Origin of the sequence: Sphingomonas gei, assembly GCF_004792685.1 — a bacterium.
Classification (GTDB): domain Bacteria; phylum Pseudomonadota; class Alphaproteobacteria; order Sphingomonadales; family Sphingomonadaceae; genus Sphingomonas; species Sphingomonas gei.
Map to the genome: position 1 here is coordinate 309,470 of NZ_SRXT01000004.1, position 16,015 is coordinate 325,484.

The 16,015-nt window shown below is 65.8% G+C and carries 18 protein-coding genes; 6 read left to right on the plus strand and 12 right to left on the minus strand.

The window, feature by feature from the left end:
* The first annotated feature begins 35 nt into the window (after positions 1–35).
* Entirely contained in the window at positions 36–911 is an 876-nt protein-coding gene (locus tag E5A73_RS11365) for a GGDEF domain-containing protein (RefSeq protein ID WP_135963940.1), read from the plus strand.
* Positions 912–955: 44 nt separating this feature from the next.
* The gene (locus E5A73_RS11370; RefSeq protein ID WP_135963941.1) at positions 956–3,055 is read left to right on the plus strand and encodes a S9 family peptidase; all 2,100 of its coding nucleotides are present in this window, start codon (positions 956–958) and stop codon (positions 3,053–3,055) included.
* A gap of 45 nt (positions 3,056–3,100) precedes the next feature.
* Here the strand turns inward: E5A73_RS11370 and E5A73_RS21905 are convergent, their stop codons facing one another.
* From E5A73_RS21905 to E5A73_RS11380, 3 genes are all read right to left on the minus strand, one after another.
* Positions 3,101–3,229 carry a hypothetical protein gene (locus E5A73_RS21905; RefSeq protein WP_276605809.1) on the minus strand — a complete coding sequence of 43 codons (129 nt, stop codon included), beginning with the start codon at positions 3,227–3,229 and terminating at the stop codon, positions 3,101–3,103.
* 142 nt (positions 3,230–3,371) lie between these two features.
* Positions 3,372–4,019, minus strand: a complete 648-nt coding sequence (locus E5A73_RS11375; protein WP_135963942.1) for a DUF4893 domain-containing protein — start codon at positions 4,017–4,019, stop codon at positions 3,372–3,374.
* A gap of 130 nt (positions 4,020–4,149) precedes the next feature.
* Positions 4,150–4,641, minus strand: a complete 492-nt coding sequence (locus E5A73_RS11380; RefSeq protein WP_135963943.1) for a winged helix-turn-helix transcriptional regulator — start codon at positions 4,639–4,641, stop codon at positions 4,150–4,152.
* A 149-nt stretch (positions 4,642–4,790) separates the two neighbouring features.
* Here E5A73_RS11380 and E5A73_RS11385 point away from each other — a divergent pair, with 149 nt between their 5' ends.
* The 3 genes from E5A73_RS11385 (at position 4,791) to E5A73_RS11395 (ending at position 8,347) form a co-directional block, all read left to right on the plus strand.
* Entirely contained in the window at positions 4,791–5,105 is a 315-nt protein-coding gene (locus E5A73_RS11385) for a CC_3452 family protein (protein WP_135963944.1), read from the plus strand.
* Positions 5,106–5,154: 49 nt separating this feature from the next.
* Positions 5,155–7,242 carry a RelA/SpoT family protein gene (locus E5A73_RS11390; RefSeq protein WP_135963945.1) on the plus strand — a complete coding sequence of 696 codons (2,088 nt, stop codon included), beginning with the start codon at positions 5,155–5,157 and terminating at the stop codon, positions 7,240–7,242.
* Between the two features lie 79 nt (positions 7,243–7,321).
* A complete protein-coding gene (locus tag E5A73_RS11395) occupies positions 7,322–8,347 on the plus strand; it encodes a glycosyltransferase family 2 protein (protein ID WP_135963946.1) in 1,026 nt (341 codons plus the stop codon).
* 9 nt (positions 8,348–8,356) lie between these two features.
* Here E5A73_RS11395 and E5A73_RS11400 read toward each other — a convergent pair whose 3' ends face one another.
* Together E5A73_RS11400 and E5A73_RS11405 are read right to left on the minus strand one after the other, a co-directional pair.
* The gene (locus E5A73_RS11400) at positions 8,357–9,088 is read right to left on the minus strand and encodes a class I SAM-dependent methyltransferase (RefSeq protein WP_135963947.1); all 732 of its coding nucleotides are present in this window, start codon (positions 9,086–9,088) and stop codon (positions 8,357–8,359) included.
* A gap of 1 nt (position 9,089) precedes the next feature.
* Positions 9,090–9,485 carry a GtrA family protein gene (locus tag E5A73_RS11405; RefSeq protein ID WP_240700139.1) on the minus strand — a complete coding sequence of 132 codons (396 nt, stop codon included), beginning with the start codon at positions 9,483–9,485 and terminating at the stop codon, positions 9,090–9,092.
* Between the two features lie 163 nt (positions 9,486–9,648).
* On the opposite strand from E5A73_RS11405, the gene E5A73_RS11410 reads away from it, so the two are divergent.
* Positions 9,649–11,433 (plus strand): AcrB/AcrD/AcrF family protein, encoded by a 1,785-nt coding sequence (locus E5A73_RS11410; protein ID WP_135964232.1) that lies wholly within the window; start codon positions 9,649–9,651, stop codon positions 11,431–11,433.
* Here the strand turns inward: E5A73_RS11410 and E5A73_RS11415 are convergent.
* The 7 genes from E5A73_RS11415 to E5A73_RS11445 all read right to left on the minus strand — a co-directional run bounded on the left by E5A73_RS11415 (position 11,402) and on the right by E5A73_RS11445 (position 15,955).
* A complete protein-coding gene (locus tag E5A73_RS11415) occupies positions 11,402–12,043 on the minus strand; it encodes a MarC family protein (protein WP_135963948.1) in 642 nt (213 codons plus the stop codon). The genes E5A73_RS11410 and E5A73_RS11415 overlap by 32 nt on opposite strands.
* Positions 12,040–12,654 (minus strand): Cif family virulence factor, encoded by a 615-nt coding sequence (locus E5A73_RS11420; protein ID WP_135963949.1) that lies wholly within the window; start codon positions 12,652–12,654, stop codon positions 12,040–12,042. Before E5A73_RS11420 ends, E5A73_RS11415 begins: the two co-directional genes overlap by 4 nt.
* Positions 12,654–13,529, minus strand: coding sequence for a bifunctional methylenetetrahydrofolate dehydrogenase/methenyltetrahydrofolate cyclohydrolase FolD (gene folD, locus E5A73_RS11425; protein WP_135963950.1), 876 nt, complete (start codon positions 13,527–13,529; stop codon positions 12,654–12,656). Before folD ends, E5A73_RS11420 begins: the two co-directional genes overlap by 1 nt.
* Positions 13,526–13,840 carry a DUF167 domain-containing protein gene (locus E5A73_RS11430; RefSeq protein ID WP_135964233.1) on the minus strand — a complete coding sequence of 105 codons (315 nt, stop codon included), beginning with the start codon at positions 13,838–13,840 and terminating at the stop codon, positions 13,526–13,528. Before E5A73_RS11430 ends, folD begins: the two co-directional genes overlap by 4 nt.
* Positions 13,837–14,139: a YggT family protein gene (locus E5A73_RS11435; RefSeq protein WP_135963951.1), complete on the minus strand. Its 303-nt coding sequence runs from the start codon at positions 14,137–14,139 to the stop codon at positions 13,837–13,839. The genes E5A73_RS11430 and E5A73_RS11435 overlap by 4 nt, the downstream gene beginning before the upstream one ends.
* A 44-nt stretch (positions 14,140–14,183) precedes the next feature.
* Entirely contained in the window at positions 14,184–15,083 is a 900-nt protein-coding gene (gene argB / locus E5A73_RS11440) for an acetylglutamate kinase (RefSeq protein ID WP_135963952.1), read from the minus strand.
* 194 nt (positions 15,084–15,277) lie between these two features.
* Complete coding sequence (locus E5A73_RS11445; RefSeq protein ID WP_135963953.1) at positions 15,278–15,955, minus strand: queuosine precursor transporter; 678 nt, start codon at positions 15,953–15,955, stop codon at positions 15,278–15,280.
* Positions 15,956–16,015: the final 60 nt, after the last annotated feature.

Below are 16,015 nucleotides of genomic sequence, written 5' to 3' on the forward strand. Positions count from 1 at the left end.
ACAGGCGACGATCGCCGCACCATGTCCGAGGGATCATGCGCTTCTATCTGGCCAGCTCGTTCCTGTTTCCGCGCAGCTTCCGCATGCGACTGTTCGCGCTCTGCTTCGTCGCGACGCATATCCCTTTGCTCGCTTATGCCGGCTGGGGCGCGGCTAGCGGGCGGCTGGCGCTCCCTGAATTCCTGCTGCTCCTCCTCGCGACGGTCGTGGGCATGGGGATCGCCTTGTACGGCATCGGCGCGATGCTCGCGCCGATCCATGTCGCGCAGGGCGCACTCGCGACCCTTGAGGAGGGCGGCACCGTCGCGCCGCTGCCCGATGGCAGCGACGATGTCATCGGCAGCCTGCTCGGCAGCGTCAACCGTGCGGCGAGCGCAGCCGAATCACGGATGCGCACGCTCGATCTCGCGGCCAAGGAAGATCTGCTCACCGGCGTGCGCAACCGGCGCGGCTTCATCGCCGACGTCGAGGATTTGCTGCCGGCCGAGCAGCGCGGGGCGATCGCATTGCTCGACCTCGACCGGTTCAAGGCGGTCAACGATCGCTTCGGGCATGACGAGGGCGACCGCGTGCTGCGCGACTTCGCGGCGCGGCTGTCGTCCGAGCTTCGCCGCGGCGATCTGGTCGCGCGCTGGGGCGGCGAGGAATTCGCCGTGTTGTTCCGCGGGGCGACCGAGGAAGAAGCGGCGCGGGTGCTCGCGCGCGTCGGCCGGCGTCTGATCGCGAGTCCGCTGATCGTGTGCGACGGCCAAGCGCTGACCTTCTCCGCCGGGATCTGCCGCTTCGGTGGCGAGGCGCTGGACGATTCGATCGCGTGCGCCGACAAGGCGCTCTACGAGGCCAAGGAGACAGGGCGCAACCGGATCGTCCGTGCCAACCAGGGTGGCCAGCCGGCGTTGCCGCTCGGCTGAACGAGGGGCTTCGACACGCGGCCAAGCTGCGATATGGGCGGGGGATGACCGATCTTGCCAAGCCCCCCGTCGCCGCCACCCGCCCGCACAGCTTCTCCGTCCACGGCGTGACCATCGAGGATCCCTGGGCGTGGTTGCGTGATCCCGGCTATCCCGAAGTCACCGACAAGGATGTGCTCGCCTATCTCGACGAAGAGAACGCCTATTTCGAGACGGTGATCGCGCCGCTGAAGCCGCTCAGCGAGCGGCTGTTCCTGGAGATGCGCGGCCGGATCAAGGAAGACGAATCGACCGTGCCGCAAAAGGACGGCGACTGGCTCTACTGGACCGATTACGAGACCGGCGGCGAATATCCGCGCTGGTGGCGCAAGCCGGTAGCGGGCGGCGCGGACGAACTGATCCTCGACGAGCCGGCGCTCGCGGCGGGCAAGGAATATTTCCGCGTGGGCGCGATCACGATCAGCGAGGACGGCGCGCTGATGGCCTATTCGACCGACGATGACGGCGGCGAGCGCTACACGATCCGCTTCAAGGATCTGAGCGGCGGTGCCGCGATCGGCGAGAAGATCGAAGGCGCCGCAGGCAAATGGGGCGATGTCTCGATCGAGGGGACGATCGGCAACATCGTCTTCACTGCCGGGGGCGACGCCATCCTCTATGGCGTTACCGACGAGAATTGGCGGACGCGGACGATCAAGCTGCACCGGCTGGGCACCAGCCCCGCCGAAGACGTGGTGATCTATTATGAGGAGGAACTCGGCTTCTCGGTCGGCGCCGAGACGAGCAGCGACCGCAAGTGGATCCTGCTGACCACCAGCGACCACGAAACCACCGAGATCCGGCTCTATCCCGCCCAAGATCCGCTCGCCGATCCGATCCTGGTCAGCCCGCGCAAGCGTGGCCGCGAATATGACGTCGACCTGCACGGCGACACCTTGTTCATCCACACCAACGATGTGGACCCGCAATTCCGGCTGGTCACCGCGAGCATTGCCGATCCGGGCGAGTGGGTCGAACGGATCGCGGCTTCGCCGCATTTCTATATGACCGGGGTGGCGTGCTTCGCCGATTTTTTCATCGTCGAGGGCCGCGAGGACGGGCTCGATCAAGTCGAGCTGCACCGCTACGATCCCGCAATCGCCCCCGTGCGGCTGGAATTTCCCGAGGCGAGCTATGTCGCCGGCCTGGCCGACAATCCCGAATATGCCGTCGATAAATTGCGGCTGAGTTATGAATCGATGGTCACGCCGGGGACGGTGCAGGACTACATCGTCGCCACCGGCGCGATCGAGACGCTCAAGGTGCAGGAAATCCCGAGCGGCTATGACGCGTCGAAATACCGCACCGAGCGGATCAAGATCGCGGCGCGCGACGGAGTCGAGGTGCCGGTGTCGATCGTCTATCCGAAGGACTTCCCGCGTGACGGTAGCGGCAAGCTCTATCTCTATGCCTATGGCGCCTACGGCTATGCGGTCCCGCCAGGCTTCTCGACCAGCCGGATGTCGTTCCTCGACCGCGGCATGGCCTTCGCGATCGCGCATATCCGCGGCGGCGACGATCTCGGCCAGACCTGGTATCACGAAGGCAAGCTCGAGAAGCGCAGCAACACCTTCAACGATTTCGTCGACGTGGCGAAGGGGCTGGTCGAGCGGGGCTTCACCCATGCGGGGGGAATCGCGATCGCCGGGCGATCCGCCGGCGGCGAGCTGATGGGCGCGGTGGTCAATTCGGACCCCGAATTGTGGGGCGCAGTGGTCGCCGATGTTCCGTTCGTCGACGTGCTCAACACGATGCTCGATGCCGAGCTGCCGCTGACTCCGGGCGAATGGCCCGAATGGGGCAATCCGATCGAGGACCCCAAGGCGTTCGAACTGATCCGGTCCTATTCGCCCTACGACAATGTCCGCGCGCAGGATTATCCGCCCTTGTTCATCTCGGGCGGGCTCAACGATCCGCGGGTAACCTATTGGGAGCCCGCCAAATGGGCCGCCAAGCTGCGCGCGACCAAGACCGACGACAATATTCTGGTGCTCAAGACGAACATGGGCGCGGGGCATGGCGGCAAGTCGGGCCGCTGGGAGAGCCTCAGGGAATCCGCCGACGAAATGGCGTTCGTGCTCTGGCAGCTGGGGGTGGAGGAATAGAGGAGCTTCATCCTCCCCTCCAGCGAAGGATCATGATGCGCGCGCCTACCGCCCCGCGCGTTCGGTCAACCGGCTCTCGCGGGCGCAGGTGTGGCAAAAGGCGAAATCGAATATCTCGCTGAGCACCCAGGCTTGGCTTTCCAGGTTCCATTCGGCCCAGGCGTCGCGCGTCACGGCCACGCTGCCGCAGCGCTCGCACGCATATTCTACCCGAGGAGTGCCGCCTTCTGCCACAAGCGCATCGTGCCACGGTTCAGGTCCGCTTCGGACGAAAATGTATCCGAAATGGAGTCTTCTGTGCGCCTATGGCGGCCCCTCAGCCGCGCGGCTGCTGGTCGACCGGGACCGGGGTGAGCTCGTAGATGTCGAGCTGGCGTCCGTCGGCGCCGGCTACCGCCAGCCGCCAGCGGAACCCGCCGACGCGCTCGACTACGCCGACCATGTCGCGGGCGGGCTGGTTGCCATAGCCGATCGAATTGTCCCCCGCGCGACGCTGGCGTGCGCCGAGGAAGACATAGCGCTTGCCGTCGGGGTAGAAATAGCCGGCGGCGGGATCGGCGCCGGTCTGCTTGACGAAGGCGACGCCCTCCGCCGTGCCCGACACGTAACAGAAGTCGTTCGACGAGCTGCGGACGGTCGCCGCGCCGCGCCGCGGGGTGCGCAGCTTGACTACCCGGCAATGATAGGAGCCGGGAGTCACCCCCGGCATGTCGAGACCTGCCTGCGGATCGACCAATCTACCCTGTGCGGTGCGGACGCGCGGCGTCAGCTTCGCGTGCAGGCCATCCCAGTTCGCCCGCAGATCGCCGAGCCGGGCCTCGTCTTCCGGGCGGATCGAGGCGCGCCATGCCGGCGGCTCCTCGACCTTGACGGTGCTGACGAACACCACCTGCGGCGGGGGAGCCTTGGCCGCGCAGGCGGCAAGCGTTGCACACAGAAAAAGCGTGGCGATGCGCCGATACATTGGCGATCCTCCGATCAACGTCCGAATTGTCGAAAACTATTGTCGAAATATGAACGGGAGACGTTAACGAATGGTAAACGGCACCTAAATCTTGCGGTGCAGCATGGCGAGGACCCGCCGCTCGATGCCGCTATTCGGCGGCACGCATCTCGGGCTCGTCGAACACGTCCTCGGGAAGCGCCCAGACGAGATCGCCCTTCTGGAGCACGCGGCCGTCCTGCGCCTGGACCGTCACGGGCGCGATCGGCCGGCGGTCGCGCGCGTCGACCAATACCGGCGAGGCAGGTACGCAGGTCTCCCAGCGCTCGCCCCATTGGCGTAGCGCGACCATCGTCGGCAACAGCGCATAACCCTTGTCGGTGAGGCGATATTCGATCTTGCGGCGATCCTCGGGGCAAGGCCGGCGCACGAGAATATCCTTGTCGACCAGCCGCGCCAGCCGGTTGGCAAGGATATTGCGCGCGATGCCGAGCTCCGACTGGAACTCCTCGAAATGATGCAGTCCGTTGAACGAGCCGCGCAGGATCAGGAACGACCAGCGCTCCCCCATCGCCTCCAGCGCAGCCGGAAGGCTGCACTCTTTCGCCAGCTCACGCAGCGACTCTCGGACCGCACCACCCATGACTGAGCACTCTACTCCAATTCGCCGACCCGAGAAACGGGATAACACATTGCGACGCAGCAATAGTTTCTGCTTGCAACTTACCTGTGTGTCAATTAGGTATTGATTCGCAACTGATGTTGCGCCCGGAAGTTCCCCAGGAGGACGATATGACCCGATATCTTGCCGTCGCGGCAGCTGCCGCGGCCACGCTGGCGCTCACCCCTGCGACCGGCTTCGCCCAGACCGCACGCGGCTATTATGCCGCGACGCCGGTGACGTCGCCCGAGAAGAACAGCTTGGTCACGCGCTCGACGATCTGGAAATGCGGCGAAGGCGTCTGCGTCGCGTCCAAGGCGAATGCGCGCGACCACATCGTCTGCGAACTCGTCGCCCGCGAAGTCGGCCAGCTCCAGTCGTTCCGCGCGGGCGGCGCGGACTTCGACGCGGATGCGCTCGCCAAGTGCAACACCAAGGCGCGCTAGGCCGCGAAAAACATTGCAATGCAGCAGCACGGGGCGCCATCTAGGCCCCGTGCTGCGTCAATATGAACTTGTAGACCGGGTCCTGTCCTACGACCCCGAAGCCGACGAGGCGTTGCTCAACCGCGCGTATGTCTTCTCGGTCAACGCGCATGGCAGCCAGAAGCGCGCGAGCGGCGATCCCTATTTCAGCCATCCGATCGAAGTCGCCGGCATCCTCACCGACTTGCATCTCGATGCCGAGACCATCGCGACGGCGATCCTCCACGACACAATCGAGGATACCGTCGCCACGCCCGAGGAGATCCGCCGGCTGTTCGGCGACAATGTCGCGCGGATGGTCGACGGGGTGACCAAGCTCTCCAAGATCGAGGCGCAGACCGAGAGCGAGCGCGCCGCGGAAAACCTCCGCAAGTTCCTGCTCGCAATGTCCGACGACATCCGCGTGCTGCTGGTCAAGCTGGCAGACCGGCTGCACAATATGCGCACGCTCCACTTCATCAAGAACCCGGACAAGCGCAAGCGCATCGCCCGCGAGACGATGGACATCTATGCCCCGCTCGCCGAGCGGATCGGCATGTACGAGTTCATGAAGGAGATGCAGACGCTCGCTTTCCGCGAGCTCGAGCCCGAAGCCTATGAGAGCATCACCAAGCGGCTCGAGAGCCTGAAGGTCGAAGGCGAGGACCGCATCGCCAAGATCGCCTCGGGCCTCAAGCTGCTGCTTGCGCGCGGCGGCGTCGAGGGGGAGATTTCGGGACGCGAGAAGCATCCTTATTCGATCTGGAAGAAGATGTCCGAGCGCCATGTGTCGCTCGAGCAGCTCAGCGACGTGATGGCGTTCCGCGCGATCGTCGAAAGTGAAGAGGAATGTTACCGTGCGCTCGGGGTGATCCACCGGCGCTGGCCGATGGTGCCGGGGCGGTTCAAGGATTACATCTCGACGCCCAAGCGCAACGGCTATCGCTCGCTCCACACGACGATCATGCACGCCGGCGATACCCGCGTCGAAATCCAGATCCGCACGCGCGACATGCATGCCCGTGCCGAATTCGGCCTCGCCGCACACTGGGCATACAAGCAGGATTCGGTGCGCCCCGATACCCAGGTCAGCTGGATCCGCGACCTGATCGAGATCCTCGAACATGCCGAAAGCCCCGAGGAGCTGCTCGAGCATACCCGGATGGCGATGTACCAGGATCGGATCTTCGCCTTCACCCCCAAGGGCGAGCTGATCCAGCTGCCCAAGGGCGCGACGCCGATCGACTTCGCATATGCCGTCCATACCGATCTCGGCGACCAGGCGGTCGGCGCCAAGGTCAACGGCAAGGTGGTGCCGCTGCGCACCGAGATCCAGCAGGGCGACCAGGTCGCGATCCTGCGCTCGAAAGCGCAGGAGCCGCAGGCAAACTGGCTCAACTTCGCGATCACCGGCAAGGCGCGCGCGGCGATCCGCCGGCACATCCGCCACAAGGAGCGCGACGAGACGGTGGCGCTCGGCCGCAAACTGTATGACGAGATCGTCCAGCGGCTGCCGACGCCAGCGGGCGAGGGCGCGCTCACGGATGCGCTCAAGCGCTTGAAGCTCGCCGACGAGGGTGCGCTGATGGAGGCGATCGCGCGGCGCAAGCTGACCGATGCGCAAGTGATGGAAGCGGTGATGCCGGGCTCTACCGAGGGCGCCGAGCAGGAAATGCCCAGCCAGGCGCGGGCAATCGACATCAAGGGGCTGACTCCCGGGGTCGCGTTCAACTTCTCCGAGGATTGCCGCCCGGTCCCGGGTGATCGCATCGTCGGGGTGCGCCGGCCCGGCGAGCCGATCGAGGTTCACCGGATCGACTGCGCCGGACTCGGCGAGACCGACGAGGAGGATTGGGTCGACTTGACCTGGGGCGACCGCGCCGAGGGCGGCATCGCGCGGATCGCGGTGACGCTCAAGAACGAGCCCGGTGCGCTGGGCGCGGTGGCGACCTTGATCGGCGCGCAGAAGGCCAACATCCTCGGGCTCCGGATGGACAATCGCGACACGACGTTCCACACCAATGCGATCGACGTCGAGGTCCGCAACGCGACGCATCTGATGCGGCTGCTCGCGGCGCTCCGCGCGGCGGACGTCGTCAATTCGGTAGAGCGGGCCTAATTCCCTCTCCCGTCGGGGGAGGGCGGTTCGGCGGATTTTCATGTGACGCCGCCCTCATGCCCCGCTACAGCGGCCGGTCATGAAGAGGCCCAAGCTTTCCGTCGTCGTCCCTTGCTACAATGAAGAGGCGTGCCTCGACATGCTGCACGCGCGCATCTCGGCTGCGGCGCAGGCGGCGGTGGGCAATGATTACGAGATCGTGCTGATCAACGACGGCTCGCGCGACGCCAGCTGGAAGGTGATGCAGCGGCTGTCCGAAGGCGATCCGCGTCTCGTCGCGATCAATCTGTCGCGCAACCATGGCCATCAACTCGCGCTCACCGCCGGGCTCGATCTGTGCGCGGGCGACGAGATATTGATCATCGATGCCGATCTCCAGGATCCGCCCGAATTGCTCACCGACATGCGCGCGGCGATGAAGAGCCAGGGCGCCGACGTCGTCTATGCGGTGCGGCGCAAGCGCGATGGCGAGACGATCTTCAAGAAGATCACCGCGGCGTTCTTCTATCGCATGCTCGACCGGATCACCGACACGCCGATCCCGCTCGATACCGGTGACTTCCGGCTGATGACGCGGCGTGCGCTCGACGCGTTTCTGTCGCTGCCCGAACAGGCGCGCTTCATCCGCGGGATGGTGGCGTGGATCGGATTCAAGCAGGTGCCGTTTCCCTATGACCGGCACGAACGGCACGCCGGGGAGAGCAAATATCCGCTCGGCAAGATGATCCGCTTTGCCATCGACGCGATCACCGGCTTCTCGACCGCTCCATTGCGCTTCGCCAGCCATGTTGGGCTGCTGCTGACTGCCGCCTCGGCCCTGCTCGTGCTCTACATTCTGGTCGGCTGGCTGTTCGGCCGCGCGATCCCGGGCTGGACCTCGCTGATGCTCGTCGTCGTGGTGCTCGGCGCGGTCCAGATGTTCGTGCTCGGGATGATCGGCGAATATCTCGGGCGGCTCTATGTCGAGTCCAAGCGGCGGCCGCTCTATCTGGTAGCGGATGTCGCCGGGCCGGTGCTGGGGCACGCGTCGCTCGGCTATCGCTTCGAGGATTCGGGCGAAGTCAGCGTCTCGCCGCAGGTCGCGCGGAGCGAGGTGGCGGAGTAGCGGAGCCGCTCAGCGCTTCACTGTCGCCAGCGCGATCAGCGACAGCCCGGGAGGCAGCGGCACCCGGCCGACCACATGCCGCTCAAGCCGGAAGATGCCTTCGAACAAGGTGTTGAGTAGCTTGGGCGGCGGCGAATCGTCGCTATCGTCCTTGCCCATCAGCTTGCCCGCGAAGCGCGCCGCCACTGCGACGGGAAACAGCAAGGAATTGAAATAACCGAGCTTGCGACCCTCCAGTCCGGCCTTGTCGAGCAATGCCGCGAACCCCGCCTTCGAATAACGCCGCTTGTGGTGATTGACCACGTCGTGCGCGCTCCACATCCATTGGTGTGCCGGCACCGTGATCAGGATCCTGCCGCCGGGCTTGAGCGCCGCGGCGATCGCCTTCAGCGCCGCGACATCGTCCTCGACATGCTCGATCACGTCGAGCACCGCGACCAAATCGTAGCTGCCAGGCTCCACTCCGACCAGCTCGGGGAGCGGCGCGGTGCCGACGGGCTTGCCAAGCCGCTCGCTCGCCTTGGCGCCCGCGGTTTCGTCGATCTCGATCGCGTCGATCTCGCCGAACTGTGCGAGCATCGGCAGATTGTGCCCGGTGCCGCAGCCGATCTCGAGGATCCGCGCATCCTTGGGCAGATCGCCCCAGCGCGTGAGGTAATCGGCGAGGATGTCGCGGCGCGCGCGATACCACCAATGCGTGGTGTCGTGCTCGGCCATGCGCTCATAAACGATACGGTCCATATCAGCCGAATACCCATTGGCGGTTGAGCGCGAAAGTCGCGAGCGGTGTGATCAGCACGATCGGCACCAGCGGCAGCCATTGCGGCCCGTGAAGCGGTCCGGTGATCACCCAGGTGAACAACGCATTGAGCACCAGCCCGAAGCCCTGGACCAGGAAAAACTTCAAATGCTGCCGCCCGCTGGTATCGCGCGTGCCGTGCCCCCTGAAGCTCCAGATGCTGTGCAGGAAAAAGCCGCAGGTCGCCGCGACGAAAAATGCCGGCAACACCGCGACCACCGCCATGTTCTTGGCCAGGACGAAATAGGCGAGCGGCAGATAGACTGCCGAATAGATCAGCGTGGAAATCCCGCCGGCGATGCCGAAGCGGATCAGCTGGCCGAGCACGCCGCTGGCCATCAGGGATTCCATCCGATGCAAGAATGCCGTCACTAGTCTAGCTTGCCCTCGCGCAGGGCGCCGCCCTAATGCGTAGCGCGGAGCGAGGGAAGCAATTTTGAAGCTGAGCGGAATAAGCGGCGTGCGCCTGAAAGACGAACTGGACCGCCGCTGGCTGGCCGGCATGCTGCTGTTCTGGCTGGGCGTGGTCGTCTGGTATCTGTGGCAGCGCCAGGGCAATATCAATTGGCTCGTGCTTGGCGACACCGACGACAATATGCGGCTGATGCAGGTCCGCGGCCTGCTCGCCGGGCAGGGCTGGTACGATCTCCGCCAATACCGGCTCGATCCGGCGATGGGCGGGTTCGACATCCATTGGAGCCGCATCGTCGATTTGCCGATCGCCGCGCTGATCCTGCTGCTCAAGCCGTTCGTCGGGACTGTGATGGCGGAGAAATGGGCGTGCGGCTTCGCTCCGCTGATCCCGCTGGCGGTGACGATGACCGGGCTCGGCCTCACCGTCCGCCGGCTGGTCGCGCCTCATGCCTGGCCGCTTGCGCTGATCGTGCTGATGGGCTGCACGTCGACCATCCTGATGTATGCGCCGATGCGCATCGACCATCATGGCTGGCAGCTCGCCTGTCTCGCGCTCACCGTCGCCGGCCTCGCCGACACAAGCCGCGCGCGCGGCGGAGCCACCGTGGGGCTGTCGAGTGCGCTGTCGCTGAGCATCGGACTCGAGATGCTGCCTTATTGCGCGATGGCGGGGGCGATCATCGCCTTGCGCTGGGTGTGGGACGGCGGCGACGCACGGCGGATGCAGGTCTATGGCCTCAGCCTCGCGGGCGGGTCGGCGCTGGGCTTCGCGCTGTTCGCCTCGAATGCCAATCAGGCGATGCGCTGCGACGCGCTGACTCCGGTATGGCTGAGCGTGGTGATGGCCGCGGGGACCCTGCTGTTCGCATTGTCCTTGCTGCGCCCCCAGAATCGCTGGCTTCGTCTCGCGCTCGCCGCCGCGGCGGGGAGCGTGATCGTGGCCGGGTTCGTGGCGCTGTTCCCACAATGCCTCGGCCGGCCCGAACAGGTTTCGGACGAGCTCGCGCGGACCTGGCTCAACAATGTCCGCGAGGCGCGGCCGATCTACCGGCACCCGTTCAAGACCGGCTTCCCGATCGCAGTGCTGCCGGTGATCGGCATACTCGGCGCGCTGGTCGCGACATGGCGCGCGCGGCGCAGCGAGGCGGCGGTTGCCTGGGCAGCGATCGCCTTGTTCACCGCGTTCGCCGCGGCGATGCTGCTCTGGCAGATCCGCGCCGGACCCGCCGCACAGATGCTGAGCGTGCCGGGGGCGACGGCCTTGGCGTGGCTGGTGGTGCCGTGGTTCCTCGCCCGCTCGTCGATGCTGGTCCGGGTGTTCGGCTCGGCGATTGCCTTCCTGCTCGTCTCGGGGCTTTTCGCCGGACTTGTCCTGCCGTGGCTGCCCGCGGACAAGGGCAAGCCCGGCAAGATCGGCCCCGACAAGGTTGCCCAGGCCAATGCCGCCTGCGCGCGGATGACGCCGCTGCGGCAGCTCGACGCGATCCCGCGGGCGATCCTGTTCAGCCATGTCGACATGGGACCGCGGCTGATCACGATCACCCATCACGATGCGATTGCCGGGCCGTATCACCGCAACGGCGACGCGATCCTCGACGTGCACCACGCGTTCACCGGGCCGGCGAGCGGCTTCCGGGCGATCGCGGCACGGCACAAGGCGCAATATCTGCTGATCTGCCCGGACATGGCGGAGACCACGGTCTATCGCTCGCGCAGTCCGGACGGCTTTTATGGCCAGCTGCATCGCAACCAGGTGCCGCGCTGGCTCGAGCCGGTAGAGCTGCCGGAAAAGTCGCCGTTCCGGCTGTGGCGGATCCGCTACGACTTGCCCGAAACGCCGGTCAATGCCCCGAAAGTGCCGCCCCTGCGCTGAAGCTGGCGCGCAGCCCGTCGATCACGAATTGCGCGGCGAGCGCGGCGAGCAGCACGCCGAGCAGTCGCGACACCACCGCTTCGATCTTGGCGCCGACCACGCGCATGATCGGGCCGGCGATCAGCAATGCGACCAGGGTCAGCGCGAGGATCGAGGCCATCGCCGCGAGCACCACTGCCGAACGCGCGATCCCTTCGCTCTGCGACATCAGCAGCATCACCGAGGCGATCGATCCCGGCCCGGCGATCATCGGCATCGCCATCGGGAAGATCGAGATGTCGGCAGGTTCCTCGGCGCGGATCTTCTCGGCGCGGTCCTCGCGGCGTTCGGTGCGTTTCTCGAACACCATCTCGAGTGCGATCAGGAACAGCATGATCCCGCCGGCGATGCGGAACGCATTGAGGCTGATGCCGAGCGCGCGGAGCAACGCCTCGCCGAACAAGGCGAAGCCGAACAATATCGCCGAGGCGACCAGAACCGCGCGCATCGCCATCGCGCGGCGGTGCACCCCGCTGGCGCCGGCGGTCAGCCCGGCGAAGATCGGCGCGCAGCCCGGCGGATCGATCACCACGAAGAAGGTGATGAACGAGGAGATGAAGAGCTCGATCATTTGGGTGCGGGCACTTGGTCGGTGATCACAGTCTTATAGGCCGTGCCGGTCCAGAGAGAGGCCTTAAACATTCGGGCCCCGTCCGGCGTTACCCGCCATTGCCAGATCAGCGATCCATCGGATGAAAAATGAATTTCCGATTTCTCCTCGGGGTTGATCACGGAATCGCCGAGATGGCCGCGTGTTTTCGCGCCGCTGCAACTCGCCCGCATCACCTTTGGGTCGGTTAAGCGCACGCGCGCAATCTTGAGGCCATCGCCGTGATCAACAAGCCATTTGAATCTGCCGTCGGGCTGACGCAGCCAGACCGTGGTGAAATAGCCGAGCGATCCATCGGGCCGTTTCCAGCCGCCGGTGTTCACCGCGAGATTGCCGTCACACGATACGTAGCTGTCAGTTGGCCACCATTCTACCGAACGTGGCGGGTCTTTCCGATCCCTAAGCCAATCCTGTGCCTTGACCGGTGCGGGCACGAACATCGTGCTGTCTGTGGCGGCGAATTCCCGGAACGCCGTCCACTGACCTTGCGTTAGTGCCGCACGGCTGAATGCGCGCTCGGCCTCGACCGCCGTTTCCGGAGTGACGGCCTGGAGCAGCAGCACAGCCAGCATCAGATCTCCCCTTCGTCGAGAGCGACTCCCTCGCGGCGGTGGGCCGCAACCAAAGTATTGCGCAGCAGGACCGCGATCGTCATCGGGCCGACGCCGCCGGGCACCGGGGTGATCGCGCCCGCCACGCTCGCGGCGCTGTCGAAGTCGACGTCGCCGGTCAGGCCATTCTCTGTGCGGTTGATGCCGACGTCGATCACCGTGGCGCCGGGCTTGAGCCATTCGCCCTTGACGAAGTGGGGGCGACCGACTGCGGCGACGACGATGTCGGCGTGGCGGAGATAATGCGGCAGGTTGTGCGTGCGCGAATGCGCGAGCGTGACGGTGCAGCTCTTCGCGGTGAGCAACGCCGCCATGGGCTTGCCGACGATGTTGGATCGGCCGATCACGACTGCGTCGAGACCCGAGAGATCGCCGAGCCGGTCTTCGAGCAGCATCAGGCAGCCGAGCGGGGTGCACGGCACGAACCCCGGCAGCCCGGTGGCGAGCCGGCCGGCGTTGACCGGGTGGAAGCCGTCGACATCCTTGTCGGGATCGATGCGGAGCAGCACTTCGTCGGCGTCGATATGCGCGGGCAGCGGCAATTGGACGAGGATGCCGTCCACCGCGGGATCGGCATTGAGCTGCTCGACCAGCGCCAGCAAGGTCGCCTGATCGGCATCGGCGGGGAGCTTGTGTTCGAAGCTTTCCATGCCGGCCTCGCGGGTCTGCTTGCCCTTGGAACGGACATAGACCGCCGATGCCGGGTCCTCGCCGACCAATACCACCGCGAGCCCGGGCGCGCGGCCCGCCGCCTCCCGAAATGCGGGAACCCGCTCTGCAATGCGGGCGCGGAGGCCCGCCGCGAATGCCTTGCCGTCGATCAGTGCTGCGCTCATGGCTCGTGTCCATAAAGGCTGGCGGCAATTTTCGCCAGCGCATGCGCGTCGCCGGTGATCGCAAGCCGCTTCAGCCGGGCGGTGTCGCCCGCGATCAAGGTAACGGCGCGCTTCGGTACGCCGAACGCCTTGGCGACCAGCTGGACCAGCGCCGAATTCGCCGCGCCCTCAACCGGCGGTGCAGCCAGCCGCGCCGTAAAATGAGTGTCAGTGCCAGCCGCGAACGCGTCACGACCGGCGCGCGGCGTCACGCGGACTGCGATTTCGATACCGTCGGGGCGCAGCTTCCACGCCGCGCCCTCGCGGCTCAGAGCGGTGCGCCGATCGCGACGCGGTAGAGCGCGGGCATCACTGCCTGCTGGAGGATCAGCAGGATCACCAGCACCACCATCGGCGAAAGATCGAGCCCGCCGAAATCGGGCAGCACCCGCCGGATCGGCCGATAGATCGGATCGGTGATCGTCTGGAGCGCGCGCCAGATCGCGCCGACATATTCGTTGTGCGTGCTGATCACGTTGAATGCGATCAGCCAGGACAGAATGGCCTGGACGATGATGATCCACCAGATGACGGTCAGGATGATCTGGAGGATGTCGAGGATCAGGATCAAACCCGTTCTCCGTGAGAGGTGTTTGGCATTAGATAGTGCGTGGTTCAGACGTGGACCAGCGTGCCCGCGCCGCGCCGGGTGAAGATCTCGAGCAGCATCGCGTGCGGCACGCGTCCGTCGAGGATCACCGCCGCGTCGACTCCGGCCTGAACCGCCGCGACGCAGGTCTCGACCTTGGGGATCATGCCTCCCGATATCGTGCCGTCGGCCTGGAGCGCGGCGACGCCTGCGGGATCCAGGTCGGTCATCAGATCGCCCGCTTTGTCGAGTACGCCGGCCACGTCGGTGAGCAGGAAGAAGCGCTTGGCGCCGCACGCCGCGGCGATCGCCCCTGCCATCGTGTCGGCGTTGATGTTGTAGGTGTGGCCGTCGACGCCCATCGCGATTGGCGCCACCACAGGAATGAACCCCTGCGCCGCGAGCGAGCGCAGGATCGACGGGTCGACCGCGACCGGCTCGCCGACGAAGCCGAGATCGACATGGCGCTCGATCCCGCTCAGCGGATTGGGCTCGCGGCCCTGGACCTTCTCGGCAGTGACGAGGCCCGCATCTTTGCCCGAAATGCCGACGCCCTTGCCGCCGGCCTGGCCGATCCAGCCGACGATTTCCTTGTTGATCGATCCGGCGAGGACCATCTCGGCGATCTTGGCGGTCTCGGCATCGGTGACGCGCAGGCCCCCGACGAACTCCGATTCGACGCCCAGCCGCTTGAGCATCGCGCCGATCTGCGGCCCGCCGCCATGGACGACGATCGGATTGATCCCGACCGCCTGGAGCAGCACGACATCCTCGGCGAAATCGCGCGCCAGCTCGGGGTCGCCCATCGCATGGCCGCCATATTTCACGACGAAGGTCGCGCCCGCATAACGCTGCAGATAGGGCAGCGCTTCGGTGAGCGTTTCGGCCTTGGCGAGCAAGGCCGGATCGGGTGCGTTGTCGGTCATCGCGCGCGCTTTACGGCGCACGCGCACCAGCGGCAATGGTGATGACGGCGCCGTCGACAATCCCCCCTCGCGAAGCGGGGGAGGTGTCGCCAAAGGCGACGGAGGGGGCGGAGCCGCGGGCGATAGCCGGTGGAGAGGGCCCTCCACCACTTCATGGTCCCCCTTCCGCCGCTGCGCGAAGGAGGATTGTTCCCTTAGAGCGAGCGCCGGCGATCGAGGAAGCGGCCGAGCCCGACGAAGAAATAGATCAAGGGCGGCACCAGCACGAGGCTGAGCACCACCTTGGTCAGCATCTGGCCGACGAGCAGTTCCTGGATCGGGAACACGCCGTAAAAGGCGATGCCGATGAAGATCAACGTGTCGGCGATCTGGCTGAGCATGCTCGCGATCGCCGCGCGCAGCCACAGCAGCTTGCCGCCGCCCGCCTTGAGCGCGCTGAAGATCGTGACGTTCAGGATCTGCGAGATGCCATAAGCGACGATCCCCCCCAGCCAGATCCGCGGGGTTCCCGACATCATCAGCGCGAAGGCGTTCAGCCGGTCAGGCTCCATGCTCGGCGAGGCGGGGAGCGCCAGCACCAGCAGCGAGAGCAGCACCGAAGTGATCAGCGGGACGAAGCCCCACAGCACCAGTCGTCGCGCGGTATCGGGGCCGTTAAGTTCGGCGACCGCACTCGACACCGCTACCAGCAGCAGGAAGGCGAAGATGCCCGCCTCCACTGCGAGCGGCCCGACGCCCACCCAATTGCCGATCTCCGAGATAGGGCCAAGCGACACTTGCTTGTTGCCGAGCACGCCGGCGATGCAGACCATGCCACCGTAGAAGATCGAGAGGAAAAAGAGCGAACGGGTGATGTAGGGACGGCTTTCCATGGCACGACGCTAGCGGGAAACAAGCCGCCGCGAAAGATGCCGCACTTCCTCTGGTTTGAT

What these genes read in the sequence shown, in the direction of transcription:
- E5A73_RS11375 (WP_135963942.1), bottom strand. Translation starts at nt 4,019, where the DNA reads ATGTATCGGCGCATCGCCACGCTTTTTCTGTGTGCAACGCTTGCCGCC.
- E5A73_RS11400 (WP_135963947.1), bottom strand. Translation starts at nt 9,088, where the DNA reads ATGGACCGTATCGTTTATGAGCGCATGGCCGAGCACGACACCACGCAT.
- E5A73_RS11415 (WP_135963948.1), bottom strand. Translation starts at nt 12,043, where the DNA reads ATGATCGAGCTCTTCATCTCCTCGTTCATCACCTTCTTCGTGGTGATC.
- E5A73_RS11445 (WP_135963953.1), bottom strand. Translation starts at nt 15,955, where the DNA reads ATGGAAAGCCGTCCCTACATCACCCGTTCGCTCTTTTTCCTCTCGATC.
- E5A73_RS11395 (WP_135963946.1), top strand. Translation starts at nt 7,322, where the DNA reads ATGAAGAGGCCCAAGCTTTCCGTCGTCGTCCCTTGCTACAATGAAGAG.
- E5A73_RS11365 (WP_135963940.1), top strand. Translation starts at nt 36, where the DNA reads ATGCGCTTCTATCTGGCCAGCTCGTTCCTGTTTCCGCGCAGCTTCCGC.
- E5A73_RS11370 (WP_135963941.1), top strand. Translation starts at nt 956, where the DNA reads ATGACCGATCTTGCCAAGCCCCCCGTCGCCGCCACCCGCCCGCACAGC.
- folD (WP_135963950.1), bottom strand. Translation starts at nt 13,529, where the DNA reads ATGAGCGCAGCACTGATCGACGGCAAGGCATTCGCGGCGGGCCTCCGC.
- argB (WP_135963952.1), bottom strand. Translation starts at nt 15,083, where the DNA reads ATGACCGACAACGCACCCGATCCGGCCTTGCTCGCCAAGGCCGAAACG.
- E5A73_RS11405 (WP_240700139.1), bottom strand. Translation starts at nt 9,485, where the DNA reads ATGGCCAGCGGCGTGCTCGGCCAGCTGATCCGCTTCGGCATCGCCGGC.
- E5A73_RS11385 (WP_135963944.1), top strand. Translation starts at nt 4,791, where the DNA reads ATGACCCGATATCTTGCCGTCGCGGCAGCTGCCGCGGCCACGCTGGCG.
- E5A73_RS11420 (WP_135963949.1), bottom strand. Translation starts at nt 12,654, where the DNA reads ATGCTGGCTGTGCTGCTGCTCCAGGCCGTCACTCCGGAAACGGCGGTC.
- E5A73_RS11380 (WP_135963943.1), bottom strand. Translation starts at nt 4,641, where the DNA reads ATGGGTGGTGCGGTCCGAGAGTCGCTGCGTGAGCTGGCGAAAGAGTGC.
- E5A73_RS11410 (WP_135964232.1), top strand. Translation starts at nt 9,649, where the DNA reads ATGCTGCTGTTCTGGCTGGGCGTGGTCGTCTGGTATCTGTGGCAGCGC.